At 69.2% G+C, this 16,741-nt stretch carries 12 protein-coding genes; 3 read left to right on the plus strand and 9 right to left on the minus strand.

The window, feature by feature from the left end:
* Positions 1–10: 10 nt before the first annotated feature.
* Complete coding sequence (rhaM, locus tag QO015_RS08420; RefSeq protein ID WP_266280103.1) at positions 11–328, minus strand: L-rhamnose mutarotase; 318 nt, start codon at positions 326–328, stop codon at positions 11–13.
* 190 nt (positions 329–518) lie between these two features.
* Between rhaM and QO015_RS08425 the strand changes: the two genes are divergently transcribed.
* On the plus strand, positions 519–6,119 hold the full coding sequence (locus QO015_RS08425; RefSeq protein ID WP_266280101.1) for a PDDEXK-like endonuclease domain-containing protein: 5,601 nt from the start codon (positions 519–521) through the stop codon (positions 6,117–6,119).
* A 108-nt stretch (positions 6,120–6,227) separates the two neighbouring features.
* Entirely contained in the window at positions 6,228–7,697 is a 1,470-nt protein-coding gene (locus QO015_RS08430; protein WP_266280099.1) for a DHA2 family efflux MFS transporter permease subunit, read from the plus strand.
* Positions 7,698–7,721: 24 nt separating this feature from the next.
* Here the strand turns inward: QO015_RS08430 and QO015_RS08435 are convergent, their stop codons facing one another.
* The 4 genes from QO015_RS08435 to QO015_RS08450 form a co-directional block, all read right to left on the minus strand.
* Entirely contained in the window at positions 7,722–8,765 is a 1,044-nt protein-coding gene (locus tag QO015_RS08435; protein ID WP_266280098.1) for a L,D-transpeptidase family protein, read from the minus strand.
* Between the two features lie 118 nt (positions 8,766–8,883).
* The gene (gene pcaF / locus QO015_RS08440) at positions 8,884–10,086 is read right to left on the minus strand and encodes a 3-oxoadipyl-CoA thiolase (protein ID WP_266280097.1); all 1,203 of its coding nucleotides are present in this window, start codon (positions 10,084–10,086) and stop codon (positions 8,884–8,886) included.
* 1 nt (position 10,087) lies between these two features.
* Complete coding sequence (locus QO015_RS08445) at positions 10,088–10,759, minus strand: 3-oxoacid CoA-transferase subunit B (protein ID WP_266280095.1); 672 nt, start codon at positions 10,757–10,759, stop codon at positions 10,088–10,090.
* Between the two features lie 4 nt (positions 10,760–10,763).
* Positions 10,764–11,495 (minus strand): 3-oxoacid CoA-transferase subunit A, encoded by a 732-nt coding sequence (locus QO015_RS08450; protein WP_266280093.1) that lies wholly within the window; start codon positions 11,493–11,495, stop codon positions 10,764–10,766.
* Between the two features lie 143 nt (positions 11,496–11,638).
* Between QO015_RS08450 and QO015_RS08455 the strand changes: the two genes are divergently transcribed.
* A complete protein-coding gene (locus tag QO015_RS08455) occupies positions 11,639–12,400 on the plus strand; it encodes an IclR family transcriptional regulator domain-containing protein (RefSeq protein ID WP_266280092.1) in 762 nt (253 codons plus the stop codon).
* Positions 12,401–12,412: 12 nt separating this feature from the next.
* Here the strand turns inward: QO015_RS08455 and QO015_RS08460 are convergent, their stop codons facing one another.
* The 4 genes from QO015_RS08460 to QO015_RS08475 form a co-directional block, all read right to left on the minus strand.
* Positions 12,413–14,041 carry a GMC family oxidoreductase gene (locus QO015_RS08460; protein WP_266280091.1) on the minus strand — a complete coding sequence of 543 codons (1,629 nt, stop codon included), beginning with the start codon at positions 14,039–14,041 and terminating at the stop codon, positions 12,413–12,415.
* A gap of 7 nt (positions 14,042–14,048) precedes the next feature.
* Entirely contained in the window at positions 14,049–14,597 is a 549-nt protein-coding gene (locus QO015_RS08465) for a flavin reductase family protein (protein ID WP_266280090.1), read from the minus strand.
* A 104-nt stretch (positions 14,598–14,701) separates the two neighbouring features.
* A complete protein-coding gene (locus QO015_RS08470) occupies positions 14,702–15,922 on the minus strand; it encodes an acyl-CoA dehydrogenase family protein (RefSeq protein ID WP_266280089.1) in 1,221 nt (406 codons plus the stop codon).
* 30 nt (positions 15,923–15,952) lie between these two features.
* Complete coding sequence (locus QO015_RS08475; RefSeq protein ID WP_266280087.1) at positions 15,953–16,738, minus strand: alpha/beta fold hydrolase; 786 nt, start codon at positions 16,736–16,738, stop codon at positions 15,953–15,955.
* Between the last annotated feature and the right edge of the window lie 3 nt (positions 16,739–16,741).

The raw sequence follows: 16,741 nt of genomic DNA on the forward strand, positions 1-16,741 counted from the left end.
CTTCGCGCGCTCAATCCAGTTGGAAAACGCGGTCGAGCGCGACGACGGTCGGGCGTCCGTCCGGGCCATAGTCCATGATGTCGTCCATGAACTTCCACCAGCGCTTGTTGGCCTCGGTGTCCGGCAGCGCGTCCATGGTGTGGTCGTCTGTCCGCACCAGCGTCGCGAAGAGGCAATCCGTCTCGGGATCGTGCCAGATCGAATAGTCCGAGATGCCGGCCGCCTTCAGCGCCGCCACCATCTCGGGCCACAATTCGTCGTGCCGCTTTCTGTATTCCTCGATCCGGCCGGGATGGACCTTCATCCGGAAGGCGATGCGTTCGGGCATTTTGAACTCGTGGGCTGAGAGGGGCCGGCACCTGGCCGGACGAGCGGAGACCCCGAGCTAACCCTTTGCCGCGCCACCGGGCAAGCTTCGACCCTTTGCCTGATGCGAGTCGCACGGACATTTGCCATCGATCACCGAGCGGATAGAAAGGTTGATCGAACTACAACTTTCCGCTGAACCGGGCGAGCCGATGCGTAACGAGAGCGAGAAGCGGCCGGCCAATGCGATTGACGATGCCGAGGCCGCCCGTCTGTCGCGCATCTACGAGCAGATGCGCGACCGGCTGCTCGACATGCGCCTCTCCAATCCGATGCTCAACTATCGGCATCGTCCGAGCTCGAAGAGCCAGCTCCAGATCGTCGACGAGGTTCCGGAGGAGATCCATCGCCATCTGGCGGGGGGCGGATCGGTCGACATGGCGCCGCTGCCGGAACCGGAGGGCATGCCGGCCGACGAAGATACCGAGGAGTTCCGGAGCGAGTTCGACCACGCCCGCGTTGCCGATGTCGATTATCTGACCGAGATCGAGGCGCTCGAGGCGACCGGCCGAGCCGACGAATATGCGCTGGCCGAAGCGGAAAACCGTCTTCGGGCGCGGCTCCGCGAGCGGCTCGGAATGCCGCCGCGGCCGAGCCGCCGCACCGTCAATCCCGTCGAGCATGCCCGATCGCTCGGCATCGACCCCTCGATCGAGCTTCCGGCCGCACGGCAGAAGGAGGGCCACGCCGACCGGGCGCTGCAGACGCTGAAATGGCCCGATACGCTCGAGGCCGTGCTGGACCGCATCGCCGATACGGCGCGTCTCGCCGAGCAGGAGATGGGACTCTCGACGCTCTTCCTCGTGTTCGGCTTCCTGGAATGGGCCGAGCGCGGCGATGTGCAGAAGCGTATGCATGCGCCGCTGCTCCTGCTTCCCGTCCGCCTCGAAGCCCGCAAGGTGCGCGGACGCATCGTCCATGCCCTTTCGGCGGCGGGTCTCGCGGAGACGAATCTCTCGCTCGAAAAGAAGCTCCTCACCGATTTCGGCATCGTCCTCCCGGCCTTCGCGGCGGATGAGGACGGCCCAGGCTCCGTCGAGGCCTATTTCGAGGCGGTCCGCGAGGCCGTCGCGGCGGAGAGTGGTGACTGGCGCGTGCGCCGCTTCGTGACGCTCGGCCATTTCGCCTTCGGCCGCCTCGCGATGTATGCCGATCTCGAGCCGGCACAATGGGCCGGCCACCCTGCCCTATCGCCACTCATCGGCGCCATCCTGCGCGGCACCGAGATCGCGGGCGATGGCGGCGCGGGCCTCGCCTCGGCGCCCGACGATCACGACATCGACGATCCGGCCGTCGAGGCGGTCGCGCCCTACCTCGTTCTCGACGCCGACGCCTCACAGCACAGCGCGGTCGTCGACGTGATGGCCGGCAACAACCTCGTGATCCAGGGACCGCCCGGAACCGGCAAGTCGCAGACCATCGCCAATATCGTCGCCAATGCGCTGGCGAAGGGAAAGACCGTGCTTTTCCTCGCCGAGAAGATGGCGGCGCTGGAGGTCGTGAAGCGGCGGCTCGACGAGGTCGGGCTCGGCGATTTCTGCCTTGAGGTGCATTCCGACAAGGCCGTGCCGAAGCGGGTCATCGATAGCCTCAAGCAGCGGCATGAACGCGGATATTCCGAGAAGCGCGCCGCCATGGCGACCGACATCGGCTGGGAGGAGGCGCGCCGTGACATTCGCGCCTATCTCGAGGCGCTGCACCGCGAGACCGAGGTCGGGCGGCCATTCGACCAGTTCTGGCGGGCGGTCCGGGCGCGCGGCGATCTCGGCGAGCGACTCGCCCTCTTCCGTCGCACGGACATCGCGGGCGAGGTTCTTGTCGGCGAGGCCGCGTTCCAGAAGGCACTCGGCCGGCTCGACCGCTATTGCAGCGAGGTTGCGGATTTCGAGAAGGCGTTCGGCCCTATAACCACATCCTCTTGGTCGCGGCTCCACTTTCCCGCTGACGCCAATCCAGGCCTGACGCACGGGCTCGGCGACGCGTTCGAACGGCTTCGCGACGCGCTGAGCGCACTCGCAGCAAAGGCGTCGGCACCGCCCTTCGATGCCACGTCGGCCTCGGCGCTGGACGCGGCGGCGGCCCTGCACGATGCCCTTCCCCGCAAGGCGCCGTCCGATGCCTGGCTCGCGGCGCTCGCGCCGTTCGAGCCTGCCGCTGCACTGCGCTTTTCGGCGAAGATCGCGGAAGCAGACACGCTCGCGGCTGCGCTCGACCTTCCGGCCGGGCTCGATGCGTCCGACATGGAGCTGCGGAGGCTGGCCGCGGTGAGCCTGCCGCTCGTCGCCACCGAGCAGCGGGAGGCCTGGCCTGCCGAGACCTACCAGATGGTCGAGGAAGCGGCCCGCGAGGCGGAACACGCCATCGCCGCCGCCGCCACGGCAGTGGAGGCTGCGCGGCGGCTCGGCCTTCCGGAAACGCTTCCGGCTGCGGCCCTGCCCTGTCTCTATCTTCTCGGGCATGCGCTCGGCCCGATCGACGCCGATATCCGAGCCTGGCTCGGCGAGGTCAGGGTAGACCGGCCGCGCCTTGCCGACGTCGCGGCGGCCGCGGCGGATTTGCTTGCCGACGAGGCCTCGTGGCGCGGGCGCTTTCCCGGCGTGAAGGGCGACTGGCCGGCGCCCGATGCGCTGGACGCGGCCGCGGCCGAGGCGGGAAGATCGGGCCTTTCACGGCTCTTTGCCGGAACCAGGCTCGTCGACGCCGTGAACGCCCAGCTCGGGCTGCCGCCGCGCATGCGCCTGCCGGCCGAGGATTACGAGACCCTTGCCGATCATGCGCGCGAGCTGGGCGCCTTCCTCGCCGACCGGACGCTGCCCGCTCTGTTCGGCCGCCTCTGGCGCGGACTGGATACGCCCTTCGGGGCGGCCGCAGCGGCGCGAAAAAGCCTCGACGATACGATCGCCCTCATCCTGCCGGTCGCCGGGGGTCAGCTGATCGCCGAGCGCCTCGCCGAAGGCGGCGCGGCCACCATCGAGGGGCTGGTGCGCGCGGTGCCGTCGGTCGCGCCCTATGTCCGCCTCTCCCGCGAGCAGCGGCAGCGCTTCGGGACGACGCCGATCGCCGAGCTGGGCGACGCGATCCTCGCCGCGCGCGATGCCGATACGGCCCTGCTCGCCGGGGACGACGAGCGGCGGCTGGCAGCGGTCGAGGCGAGCTGGAGCGACATCGAGACATCGCTCGGCGATCTTTCGGCCCTCGAGGCCGCCGAGCTGGCGCTTGCGCACGACCCGCATGCGTCGCTGACCGCGATGATCCGGAGCGACCGCACGGGCTTCGACGAAGCCGCCGACTGGCTCGATCGCCTCGCTGCGACGGATAGGTCCTCGCTGGCAGCCGCATTGGCGCGGCCCGGCGGGGGTGCTGTCAGGGATGCGCTCGCCGAACACGTCGCAGCGACGCGGCCGCTTCTCGCGGCCATCCGCGCCGAGATCGCCGGCATCGCGCGCGAGTTCGGCGTCGAGGGCTTCGACGGCGAGGATCTGAAGGCGCTCGGGGAGAGCGTCGCCGCCCTCGCCGGACGGCGCGACGAGCTCAGCCAGTGGCTTGGCGTCCGCAGCGCGCGGCAGGATGCGGAACAGGCGGGCCTCGGGCCGTTCCTCGCCGAGGCGGAAGCGCGCGGCGTGCAGACCGCCGAGCTGCCGCTGCTCTTCACCGGCCTCGTCGCCGAGCAGCGCGGCCAGCAGCTGCGGCGCACCGATCGCATTCTCTCGCGGACCGGCGGCGCGAAGCTCGCCGCTCATCGCAGCGAATTCCGCAAGCGCGACCGGCAGCGGCGCGATCGCGACCGCCTCGCCGTGAGGGCCGCCGTCATCGGGCGCCAGGCTCTGCCGGGATCGGATTATGGTCCCCGCAGGACCTGGACCGAATCCCCCTTCCTCAACAACGAGTTCGGCAAGGTCAAAGCCTTCCGGCCGGTGCGCGAACTCATGCGTCAGGCCGGGCGCTCGGTCCAGGCGCTGAAGCCGTGCTTCATGATGTCGCCGCTGTCGCTGGCGAAGTTCGTGCCCGCGAGGGCGCTGACCTTCGACCTGCTCGTCATCGACGAGGCCTCGCAGATGCGGCCCGAGGACGCGCTCGGCGGCATGCTGCGGGCGCGCCAGATCGTGGTGGTCGGCGATCCGAAGCAGCTGCCGCCGACGGATTTCTTCCAGCGGACGGCGGCGGACGCGGACGGGCTCGACGGCGACGACGACAGCGACGACGAGTCGATCCTCGAGGCCTGCCACAAGACGTTCCGCCAGCTTCGTCAGCTGAAATGGCATTATCGCAGCCGCTGCGAGAGCCTGATCGCCTTCTCCAACCGCGAGATCTACGAGCCGGAAGGCCGGCGGCTGATCACGTTCCCGGCCGCTTCGCCCGGCTCCTTCTCGATAGACCGCATCCGCGTGCGCGGCGTGTTCGAGCAGCGCCGCAACGCGCCTGAGGCGCAGCGCATCGCCGACGAGGCCCTGCGCTTCATGCATCGCCATGCCGGCGACGAGGAGCCGCCGACCCTCGGGCTCGTCGCGATGAACGGCGAGCAGGCCGAACTCATCCAGGAGGAGATGCGCCTCAGGTGGACCGGCGACGAGGCGGCGGAGACCTATCGCAAGAAGGTCGCTGAACGCGGCGAGCCCGTCTTCATCAAGAATCTCGAGAACGTCCAGGGCGACGAGCGCGACTATATCCTCATCTCGCTCACCTATGGGCCGCGCGAGAGCGACGGTCCCGTCATGCAGCGCTTCGGACCCGTGGCGAAGAAGCAGGGCGACCGGCGCCTCAACGTGCTCTTCACGCGGGCGCGTCGGCGCATCGGCCTGGTGACGTCGATGGATTCCGGCGACGTGAGGCCGTCCGAAACATCCTCGCGCGGCGTGCATCTCCTGAAGCGCTACCTCGCCTATGTCGAGACGGGCGGCCGGGCCGAGGGCGTCGCGACCGAACGAGAGCCCGACAGCGATTTCGAGATCCATGTCGCCGACCGGCTCGAGCGGCTCGGATTTTCCGTGCGCCATCAGGTCGGCGTCTCCGGCTATCGCATCGACCTCGCCGTGATCGATCCGGCGCGGCCGGAGCATTATCTCGCCGGCATCGAATGCGACGGCGCACAGTATCATTCGGGCCGCAGCGCGCGCGACCGCGACCGGCTGCGCCAGGACGTGCTGGAAGGCCTCGGCTGGACGATCCTCCGGGTCTGGTCGACGGACTGGTTCGACAATCCCGACCGGCAGGCTGAACTGCTCGCCGCCGAGCTCCGCCGCCTCGCGGCCGAGCCGCGCCTTGCGGAGAGCTTCCACGCTTTCGACACCGGCGACGCGACGATGCCGGAGCCGGAAGCTCGCGAGCCGGAAACCCCGGGACCCGCACCTGCCGACGCCCTCGCGGCGGAGACGTTCGACGACGCATCTTCGCGGCCGGCGCTTGTCGCCGAGGACGGGCCCTCACCGCAGGCCGTGCCTGCCGAGCCTGCAGCCGACGGCGACGCCGGTCCGCTTCCAGAACCCTGGACGGCCCCACGCCTCTCGCCCGCCGAAGCGCGCATGGCGCTCGCCGCCTTCCGCGACCGCGTCATCGCTCCGTCGATCGAGGGCTGGGAGCCCGAGCGGTCGCTGCTCCGCGCCGGACTCATCGAGACATTCGTCGAACAGCGAATCCTGGAGGATGGGGACTGGTACAGCCGCGTGCCGCAATATCTGCGTCGCAACACCAATGGCGCCGAGCGGAAGCGCTATTTCGAGGAGGTCTGCGAGATCGTCGGGCGCATAGCCGGTTGAGGCGCGGTCCGTTTCGAGAATGGATTGCCGCGGGCGTCGGAATCTGCCAACGAGAAACGTCCTCGGGGGCGTGACACCACGTCTGCTTTCCTGCCAAGGCGATCCATCATGACCGACATCTCGAGCGAAGCGGCGCCGGCCGTTCCCCTGCCGCACGAACTGGCCGCGCGCAACCGGCTCGTCATCGGCCTGCTGCTCGTTTCCGCCTTCGTCGTCATCCTCAACGAGACGATCATGGGCGTGGCGCTGCCGCGGATGATGGTGAGCCTCTCGATCACCGCCAGCACGGCGCAGTGGCTCACCACCGCCTTCATGCTCACCATGGCGGTCGTCATCCCGATCACGGGCCTCCTGCTGCAGCGGATCCAGACGCGGCCGATCTTCATCCTCGCGATGTCGCTGTTCTCGGCCGGCACGCTGATCGGCGCGCTCGCGCCCGGCTTCACGGTGCTGGTCATCGGCCGCATCGTGCAGGCCTCCGGCACGGCCATCATGATGCCGCTGCTGATGACCACGGTGATGAACCTCGTTCCGCCGGAAACGCGCGGGCGCACCATGGGCAACATCTCGATCGTCATCTCGGTCGCGCCGGCCATCGGCCCGACCCTGTCGGGCCTCGTCCTCTCGGTGCTCGACTGGCGCTGGCTGTTCCTGCTCGTGCTGCCGATCTCGCTGGCGGCGCTGGCCATCGGCGCCAAGCGGATCGTCAACGTGACCGAGCCCCGCGCGGTGCCGATCGACCTCCTCTCGGTGCTGATGTCGGCCGTCGGCTTTGGCAGCCTCGTCTACGGCCTCAGCCAGCTCGGCGAGGGCGCGCTGCACCCGACCGCGATGCATCCGGCGATCCCGCTGGCGGTCGGCGTGGTCGTGATCGCGCTGTTCGTCTGGCGCCAGCGCCGGCTGGAGCGACAGAACCGCGCCTTGCTCGACCTCAGGACGCTGGCCAATCCGACCTTCACCATCGCGACCGTCATGATGGCGATCCTGATGATGGCGATGTTCGGCGCCTTCATCCTGCTGCCGATCTATCTTCAGGACGTGCTCGGCCTCTCGACGCTGCAAACCGGCCTTCTCCTGCTGCCGGGCGGGCTCATCATGGGCCTCTGCGCGCCGACGGTGGGCGGCCTGTTCGACAAGTTCGGGCCGCGGCCGCTGGTCATTCCCGGCGCGTTCCTTCTGGTCGGCGTGTTGTGGAGCCTCACCCTTGTCGGGCCCTCGACGTCATACTGGATGCTGCTCGCGGCGCATCTGGTGCTCAGCATCGGCCTCGCGTTGATGTTCACGCCGCTCTTCACCGTCAGCCTCGGTGCGCTGCCGCCCGAGCTCTACTCGCATGGCAGCGCCATGATCGGCGCGACGCAGCAGGTGGCCGGCGCCGCAGGGACGGCGCTGTTCGTGGCGGTGATGACGCTGAGGGCGACGGCGGAAGCGGCCGGCGGCGAGGATGCGAAGGCGGCGCTCGCCTCCGGCATCGCCACCGCCTTCCTCTGCGGAGCGGTGATCTCGCTGGCGGCGCTGGCGGCGGCCTTCCTCGTCCGCCGTCCTGCAGGCGCCGCGGCCGGGCCGGTGGTGCACTGACGGAAAACGGGCGCTCCGCCGGCCCTATTGCTGGCCGGCGACGCTCGCGGTGGTCTGCGGATCGACGGGCGCCGTCGAATAGGGATCGGCGAGCGCGGCGGATGGCCGGCTCACCGGCACGCTGCTCGACGTCATGGCGCCGAGCTTCTCCGGTCCCTTGTCGCGCAGGACGGTGCGGAAGGCTTCGTGCATGCCGCCATCCGAATAGGCGAGCGCCGGCGTGACCGGAACGCTCGCCGACAGCGCCGCGACGGCGGCCTTGTCGCGTTCGGCCTTGGCCGCGACCTGCGTCGCGACGCTGCTGTCGACCTCATAGGGCGGACAGGGGGCGAGCGGATCGAACGGCATGGCAGGATCGATCGGCTTTGCGCCGAAGACGTAGCGGCTGGCGCAGGCCGCGACGCGCGGCGGCTGACGCGTCACGTCAAACTGGTCCGAGCCCTGCTTGAGGTTCAGCCAGAAGGTCATGTTCGGATCGTCTCGGTGGCGCGCAAGGTTTTGCGGCGTCATGCGGAAAGGAAGCGCCTGCACCTGGAAGGCGGTCTGCCCGCCACGCAGCGCCTCGCGGGCGACGGCATAGATTTCGGCGATGCCGGCATCGGTCATGGCGTAACAGCCGGACGAAGAGCACGCGCCATGCACCATGAGCGCCGCGCCCTCATAGCCGAGAGCCTCCTCCAGCTGGTTCGGATAACCGAGATTGAAGGAGAGGTAGAACTGCGACATCGGATTCATGAGCGGCATGTTGACCATGTAGAAGCCCTCGGGCGCCTGACGGTCGCCCTCGCGCTTCTTCGGGCCGAGCTTTCCGGACCAGCGGCAGATCGGATAGGTCTTCAGCAGCGAATAGCTGCCGCTGCGGTCGCGCTTCCAGATCTCGAGTTCGCTCTCCTGCTTGTAGATGCGGACCATGATCGGGTCGGCGGGCGTCATGCCCTTGGCCCGCATCTCCTGCACCAGCTTGGCCGGAATCGGCTGGATGCCGCGCGTGTCGCGCTCGCCCGTGGTGCAGGCAGCCAGCATCAGCCCCGCGAAGCAGAGGATCAGAAAGTTACGCAAACCCGCCATCGGCGCCGTCCGGTCATCGCCGCGACCGACCTTGGTCGCGCGCGCATCATAGCGCCGTTTCCTTAACACCCTCTCCGCGCGCTTGTCGCGCTGCGGCATCGCACGCCTGCGTGAGGGGTCACACCCGCTCCAGCGCGATCGCGATGCCCTGGCCGACGCCGATGCACATGGTCGAGAGCGACCGCCTTCCGCCCGTGAGGCCGAGTTCCAGCGCCGCGGTGCCGGTGATGCGTGCGCCCGACATGCCGAGCGGATGACCGAGCGCGATGGCGCCGCCATTGCGGTTCACGCGCGGATCATCGTCGGCGATGCCGAGCTGGCGGAGCGTCGCGAGCCCCTGCGAAGCGAACGCCTCGTTGAGTTCGACGACGTCGAAATCGCCGGCGGAAAGCCAGAGCCGCGCCATCAGCTTCTGCGAGGCCGGAACCGGCCCGATGCCCATGATGCGCGGCGGGACGCCGGCCGCCGCGCCGCCGAGGATGCGGGCGATGGGCGTGAGGCCATGCCGCTTCGCCGCCGCCTCGGAGGCGACGATCAGCGCGGCGGCGCCGTCATTGACGCCGGAGGCGTTGCCGGCGGTGACCGTGCCGCCCTTGCGGAAGGGCGTCGGCAGCTTGGCGAGCGCCTCGATGGTCGTGGCACGCGGATGCTCGTCGCGCTCGACGACGATGGGATCGCCCTTGCGCTGCGGGATCGTGACGGGGGTGATCTCGCGGGCAAGGCGCCCGTTCCCCTGCGCCTCGGCCGCCTTCTGCTGGCTGCGAACGGCGAAAAGGTCCTGGTCCTCGCGCGAGACGGCATAATCCTCGGCGACGTTCTCGCCCGTCTCGGGCATCGAATCGACGCCGTACTGCGCCTTCATCAGCGGATTGACGAAGCGCCAGCCGATCGTCGTGTCGTGGATCTCCGCATGGCGCGAAAAGGCCGTATCCGCCTTGGGCATCACGAAAGGCGCGCGCGACATGCTCTCGACGCCGCCCGCCACGACCAGCTCGGCCTCGCCGGAGCGGATGGCGCGGGCAGCGGTGATCACGGCGTCCATGCCGGAGCCACAGAGGCGGTTGATCGTGGTGCCGGGAATTTCGAGCGGCAGACCGGCGAGCAGCAGCGACATGCGCGCGACATTGCGGTTGTCCTCGCCGGCCTGGTTGGCGCAGCCGAAGATCACGTCGTCGACCGCCGCCCAGTCGAGGGCGGCATGGCGCGCCACGAGCGCCTTCAGCGGAATCGCGCCGAGATCGTCGGCCCGTACCGAGGAGAGCGCGCCGCCGAAACGGCCGATCGGCGTGCGGACATAGTCGCAGATATAGGCTTCCGACATCTCAGAGCTCCGGAGCGATCAGTTCGGCGATGCCGCCTTCGATGGCGAGGGGCGCGCCGGTCTGTGCCTGCAGGTCCTCCAGCGAGAGCGAGGCGAGCTTCTCGCGCAGCACGAAGCGGCCGCCCACGACGTCGATGACGGCGAGCGAGGTGTAGATGCGCGTCACGCAGCCGACGCCGGTGAGCGGCAATGAGCAGCGCTTCAGCAGCTTCGGCTTGCCGTCCTTGGTGACGTGATCGGTGATGACGGCGACGCGCTTGGCGCCATGCACGAGGTCCATCGCCCCGCCGACGGCCGGAACGCCCTTCGGTCCCGTCGACCAGTTGGCGAGGTCGCCGTTCTCGGCCACTTCGTAGGCGCCGAGAATGGCGACGTCGAGATGGCCGCCGCGCACCATGGCGAAGCTGTCGGCATGATGGAAGAAGGCGGCGCCGGGCTTCAGCGTCACCGCGCGCTTGCCGGCATTGATGAGGTCCCAGTCCTCCTCGCCCTTCGGCGGCGGCTCGCCGAAATTGAGGATGCCGTTCTCGGTGTGGAAGATGGCTTCGCGCCCCGGCGGCTGATACTGCGCCACCTTCTCGGGCAGCCCGATGCCGAGATTGACATAGGCACCGTCGGCGATGTCCTGCGCGGCGCGCCAGGCGATCTGGTTGCTGGAAAGTCTTGCCGACATCGTCTCAGCCTCCGAGCGGGTAGCGGGCGTGGGCGAGGTTCAGGTCCTCTTCCTGTGCCGGGTCCGACACTTCCAGCACCTTCTGGACGAAGATGCCGGGCGTCACGACGATCTCCGGATCGATGCCCCCGGCCTCGACCACGCGGCGTGCCTGCACGACCGCCTCCGCTGCCGCCATGCACATCAGCGGGTTGAAGTTGCGCGCCGCGGCGCGGAAGGTGAGGTTGCCATGCGTGTCGGCCATCTCCGCCTTCACCAGCGCGACGTCGGCCTTCAGCCAGCGCTCCTGCACATAGGAGCGGCCCTCGAACTCCGCGACCGGCTTGCCCTTCGCGAGATCGGTGCCGAACGAGGTCGGCGTGTAGAAGGCCGGGATACCGGCGCCACCGGCGCGGATGCGCTCGGCAAGCGTGCCCTGCGGCACCAGCTCCAGCTCGATCTTGCCGGCGAGATAGAGCTCGGTGAACACGACCGGATCGGCCGAGCGGGGGAAGGAGCAGACGAGCTTCCGCACCATCCCCGCCTCGATCAGCGCGGCAAGGCCGACATGGCCGTTGCCTGCATTGTTGTTGATCACCGTGAGGCCGCCGGGATGACCGGTTGCGCGGTAGCGGTCGATCAGGGCGTGGATCAGTTCGATCGGCGCGCCGGCTCCGCCGAAGCCACCGATCATGACCGTCATGCCGTCCGCGATGCCGGAAACGGCGTCGGCCAGGCTCGCCACCCTCTTGTCCATGCAGGATCCCCGATGCTGCGCCGGCCATCGAGGCCGCGCGTGTCGTTCGCTCCGCCCAGCGATAGGCCGGGAACCGGCTTCCGTCCATGCGATTTGTGCGATATGCTTCATTTGTTCGATTATCGCTCAAACGGAGACATCGCATGGCCGTGGCCGAACGCGACATGATGGGCGGGCTCGCCAAGGGCCTCGCGGTCATCGAGACGTTCCGGCCCGAGCGGCAGCGTCAGTCGATCAGCGCCGTCGCCGAGGCCTCGGGCCTCGACCGGGCGACGGCGCGGCGCTGCCTGCTGACATTGTGGGAGCTCGGTTATGCCGATTACGACGGCAAGTTCTTCACGCTGACACCCCGCGTGCTGCGGCTCGGCACCGCCTGTCTCGCGACCATGCCGCTGCCGCAGCTCGTGCAGCCGCTGCTCGACGAACTCTCGGAGGAGATCGGCGAAAGCTCGTCGGTGTCGATCCTGGACGGGTCCGAGATCGTCTACGTCGCCCGCGCCGCGCAGCGGAAGGTGATGTCGATCGCGCTGATGCCGGGCTCGCGGCTTCCGGCCTATTGCACCTCCATGGGCCGCGTGCTGCTCGCCGCACTCCCCGAGGATGAGGCGCGCAGTCGCCTCGGTCCCGGCCCCTTGCCGCAGCGCACGTCGCTGACGCTGACCGATCCCGAGGCGGTGATGGCGGCGATCGCGCGCGTACGCTCCGACGGTCACGCGATCATCGATCAGGAAGTCGAGATGGGACTCTGGTCCATCGCCGTGCCGCTTCTCTCGGCGCGGCGGGTGACGGTGGCGGCGGTCAATCTGGGCCTGCCGGCGCGCGGCGAGCCGGTCTCCGCGCTCGGCACGCGCTATCTGCCGGCGCTGAAGCGCGTGCAGGCGCGCATGCAGGAGATCCTGCGCTAGCGCCTGCGCCAGTCAGCCCCGCCCGGCGGCGATCACAAGCTCGGCCGCCTTCTCGCCGATCATGACCGCTGCGGCGTGGGTGTTGCCCGAGACGATGGTCGGCATGATCGAGCAATCGGCCACGCGAAGGCCCCCGATCCCCCGGACCCTCAGCTCCGGATCGACGACGGCAGCGTCATCGCTGCCCATGCGCGCGGTGCCGACGGGATGGAAGATCGTGGTGCCGATCTCGCCGGCGAGCTTCGCCAGCGCCGCGTCGCTCTCGTCGCCCGGTCCGGGCTTCACCTCGGTCGGCCGGTACCGCGCCATGGTCCGCGTCGCCATGAGGCGACGCGCGTGGCGGATGCTCTCGGCTGCGACCGTCCGGTCGGCCTCGGTCGAGAGATAGTTGGGCTGGATGGCCGGCGCCGCGACGGCGTCGGGCGCGGTCGCATGAGTCGCGCCGCGGCTCGTCGGCCGCAGATTGCAGACCGAGACGGTGAGCGCAGGCGTCCGGTGCAGCGGCTGGCCGAAGGCATCGAGCGACAGCGGCTGCACGTGATATTCGATATTGGCGCGGTTGTGCTCGGGGCCGCTGCGCGTGAAGATTCCGAGCTGGCTCGGCGCCATGGCCATCGGACCGCTCTGCGTGAGCGCATATTGCAGGGCGATTCCCGCCTTGCCCCAGGGCGTTGCCGCGCGGTCGTTCAGCGTGCGCGCGCCCGTCACCGCGAAGATGGTGCGAAGCTGCAGGTGATCCTGCAGGTTCTCGCCGACGCCGGGAAGCGCATGAACGGGTTCGATGCCGATGCCCGCGAGATGCGCCGGATCGCCGATGCCGGACAATTCCAGCAGCTGCGGCGAGCCGATCGCGCCGGCCGCCAGGATCACCTCCTGCCGCGCCGAGGCCCGGAAGGCGCTGCCGCCGCGTGTGAACAGGATGCCGGTGGCACGCCGCCCCTCGAGGATCAGTCGGCGGACATGGCATTCGGTGAGCACGACGAGGTTCGGCCGCCGCCGTGCCGGATCGAGAAAGGCCTTTCGGGCGTTCCAGCGGATGCCGCGCCGCTGGTTGACCGGGAAGTAGCCGACGCCCTCGTTGTCGCCGGCGTTGAAATCGGCGGTGGCGGGGATGCCCATCTCGACCGCCGCCCGCGCCACCTCGTCGAGGATCGGCCAGCGCAGCCGCTGCTGCTCGACGCGCAGCTCGCCTTCGCTGCCGTGCGCGGCATCGGCCTTGCCGAAATGGTGCTCCGAACGGCGGAAGAGCGGCAGTACCTCGTCCCAGCCCCAGCCGGGATTGCCGAGCGCACGCCAGCCGTCATAGTCGGCCGCCTGCCCGCGCATGTAGATCATGCCGTTGATGGACGAACAGCCGCCGAGGACCTTGCCGCGCGGATAGAGCAGGCTGCGCCCGCCCAGGCCCGGCACCGGCTCGGTGCGGAAGCCCCAGTCGAGGCGCGGATTGCCGATCGCGAACAGATAGCCGACCGGAATATGGACCCAGGGATGGTTGTCGCCCTTGCCCGCCTCGACGAGCAGCACCCGACGCGCGGGATCGGCCGAAAGGCGGTTGGCGATGACGCAGCCGGCGGAGCCGGCGCCGACGACGATGACGTCGAACGCGCCGAAATCGGCCGCCCCGCCGAGAGGATCGGTCATCGGGGGCTCAGACGAAATGCGAGGAATCGAACAGCGAGATCGCGCCTTCCAGCTCCTTGTGGAGCCGGTGCCAGCGCCGGTCGAGATAGACGAGCGAGTGATGCTCCGGCGGATCGTCCCCGCCCCTCACATCGCCTTCGAGCAGTTCGGCGGCGACCAGCGTCGCCCCGTCGATGGGCAGGAGGCCGAGCTTCTTGGCGCGGAACCAGGTCGAGACGCGGGTGTAGCGCGGCTCGCCGGTGGGCAGCCGTTCCCAGGCGATGCCGGGACCGAAGCGTTCGGCACCGCTCGTCGCGCAGAGCTGGGCGAGCTCGATATCGGCGAAGCGCAGCAGATGGATGACCATGGTCTCGGCCTTCAGCAGCGGCGCCGAGGACGCCGAGCGGGTCGAGAGCGAGAAGGCGACGACGGGGGGCGCGGCGCTCACCGAGATCAGCGACGACACCGTCATCGCCACCGGCCGGTCGCCCGGATCGGCGGTGATCACGGCGACGCCGGCCGGATGTCGGCGAAAGGCCTCGCGGAAGGCATCGGTCATCGGGTTCGGCTGGCTCATCGCATGTTCCTTCGGAGGAAGGCGGACCGGACGGCGCGATGCCGCCCGGTCCCGAAAATCCCCGGCGCGAAGCGGAACCCGCCTCGCGCCGGAAGGCTCCTGGCTTACTTCTTCTCGATCAGGTCGTAGAACTGCCAGACGCGGTTCGTCCACTGGCCGCCGATATTGCGGCCGGCCGAGGTGACGATCGACGGCGCGATGGTGAAGTGGTTCGCCGCCACCATCATCTCGCGGAAGGTGCGCTGGATGACGCCCGCCCTGAGGCCGGCGCCGCCCGAGGCGCGATAGGCGAAGTTGCAGATGTCGACGCCAGCCTCGTGGATCTCGGACTTGGCGAGATGGACCAGGCTGATCTGCTGCGTCGTGACGGCGGTGCCGGCCTCGACGGTCGCCTCGATGTCGCGCCAGGTCTCGAAGACGAAGGCGCGCGCCGCCCGGTAGCGGGCCTCGGCGCGGCCATAGTCGTACCAGAACTTCTCGCTCTCGCCGAGGAGCCCGGCGCGGCCGGATTTCGAGCGCGCGAATTTCGCGATCTCGTCCAGCATGCGGCGGCCCGTTCCGAGCGCCCAGCCGGTATGCCCGATCGCGGCGAGGCCGACGACGCCGAGCGAGAACAGTTCCTTGAGGCGCTGCGGCGGCGCGGTCAGGATCGGGAAGACGAGGTCTTCGGCGATGAAGACGTCTTCGGCCGCATAGTCGATCGAGCCGGTGCCGCCGAGGCCGAGCACGTCCCAGTTGCCGAGCTGGACATGCTCTTCGATGGGCGCATGCGCGCACATGACGATGACGTTGCCGTTCTCGTCCTTGGCCGGCTTGCCGGTGCCATCGTCGACGAAGCAGGCGCTGTGCGAATAGGTGGCGTGGCTGAAGCCGCTGCCATAGCTCCACTTGCCGGTGAGGCGATAGCCGCCCTCGACCTTCTTCAGCATGCCGAGCGGCGCGCCCTGGCCCGAGAAGCGGTTGTCGGTGCCGGGCCCGAACAGGCGCTCGACGGCGCTGTCGGGCAGGAAGGCGGCCGACATGGCGCCGATGCAGCAATGCACCATCGACACCCAGCCGGCGGAGCCGGAATGCCAGGTGACGGCGGCGAGCAGTTCCAGCACCTGCGTCGGCGGCAGCTGGGCGCCGCCGAGCGCCTCGGTGGCGAGCAGATGCGAGAAGCGCAGCGGCTTCAGCGCCTCGAAGCTCTCCGCCGTCAGCTCGCCCTTCTCCTCGTCGGCGGCGGCGTTCTTCTCGAGGATCGGTCCGATTTCCTCGATCTTCGTCAGAAGGTCGCGGTAGTCGACCGCGGAGCCCCAATATCCGTGCCTGATCGGCTTGTTCATGTCGTGTCCTCCTCTTCGATGTGGCAGCGGTCAGCCGGCGAGGAAGTCGCCGATCTTTCCGAGCGTTTCCGGTTTCTCCTGCATGACGAAATGGCCGGCATCCTCGACGATCATCAGCTGCGCATGGGGCAGCGCCTCGACGAAGAGCGGGGCCTGGCTCGCCGGCAGCAGCCTGTCCTCGGCACCCCAGACGACGAGCGCCGGATTGGTGATGCGCGCGAGGAAGCGGCGAAGATTGGGGTGGCCCATGCCGAAGGGCGCCAGCAGGCGGCCGAGCGTCTCGCCCTCGCGGGCGCGGTCGGCGCCGAAGCGCTCGGCAAAGATGATGTCGGTGCCGTCCGGGAAATAGCGCAGCGCCACCGTCACGTCATGGGCGAGGTAGCCCGGCAGGTCCTGCGGGGCGAGCGCGCCGAGATTGGTCGCGGGATGCTCCGGATCGTTGAGGCCGGCCGGGGCGACCAGCACCACCTTGTCGAACTTCTCGCGGCCGAGCGCCGCCAGTTCGACCGCCATCCAGCCGCCCATGGAAAAGCCCATGAGATGCGGCTTCTCGGCAAGGTCAAGCGCATCGAGAAGGTTCAGATAATGGAGCACCATGTCGGCCATGCCGGCGACATGTGGCGCCTCTCCCGAGAAGCCGAAGCCGGGATGGCTCGGCGCCAGGACGCGGAAGCGGTCGGCGAGTCCTTCGGCGAAGTCGAAGCCCTCCAGCGTCGCGGCGCCGTGCAGGAACAGCACCGGCTTGCCGCTGCCGATCGCCTTCACGACCGTCCTCACGCCGCCGATGTCGAATTCGAGCGTCTCGAAAGCCGCCATGGA

It is taken from the genome of Kaistia geumhonensis, from assembly GCF_030815145.1.
GTDB lineage: Bacteria > Pseudomonadota > Alphaproteobacteria > Rhizobiales > Kaistiaceae > Kaistia > Kaistia geumhonensis.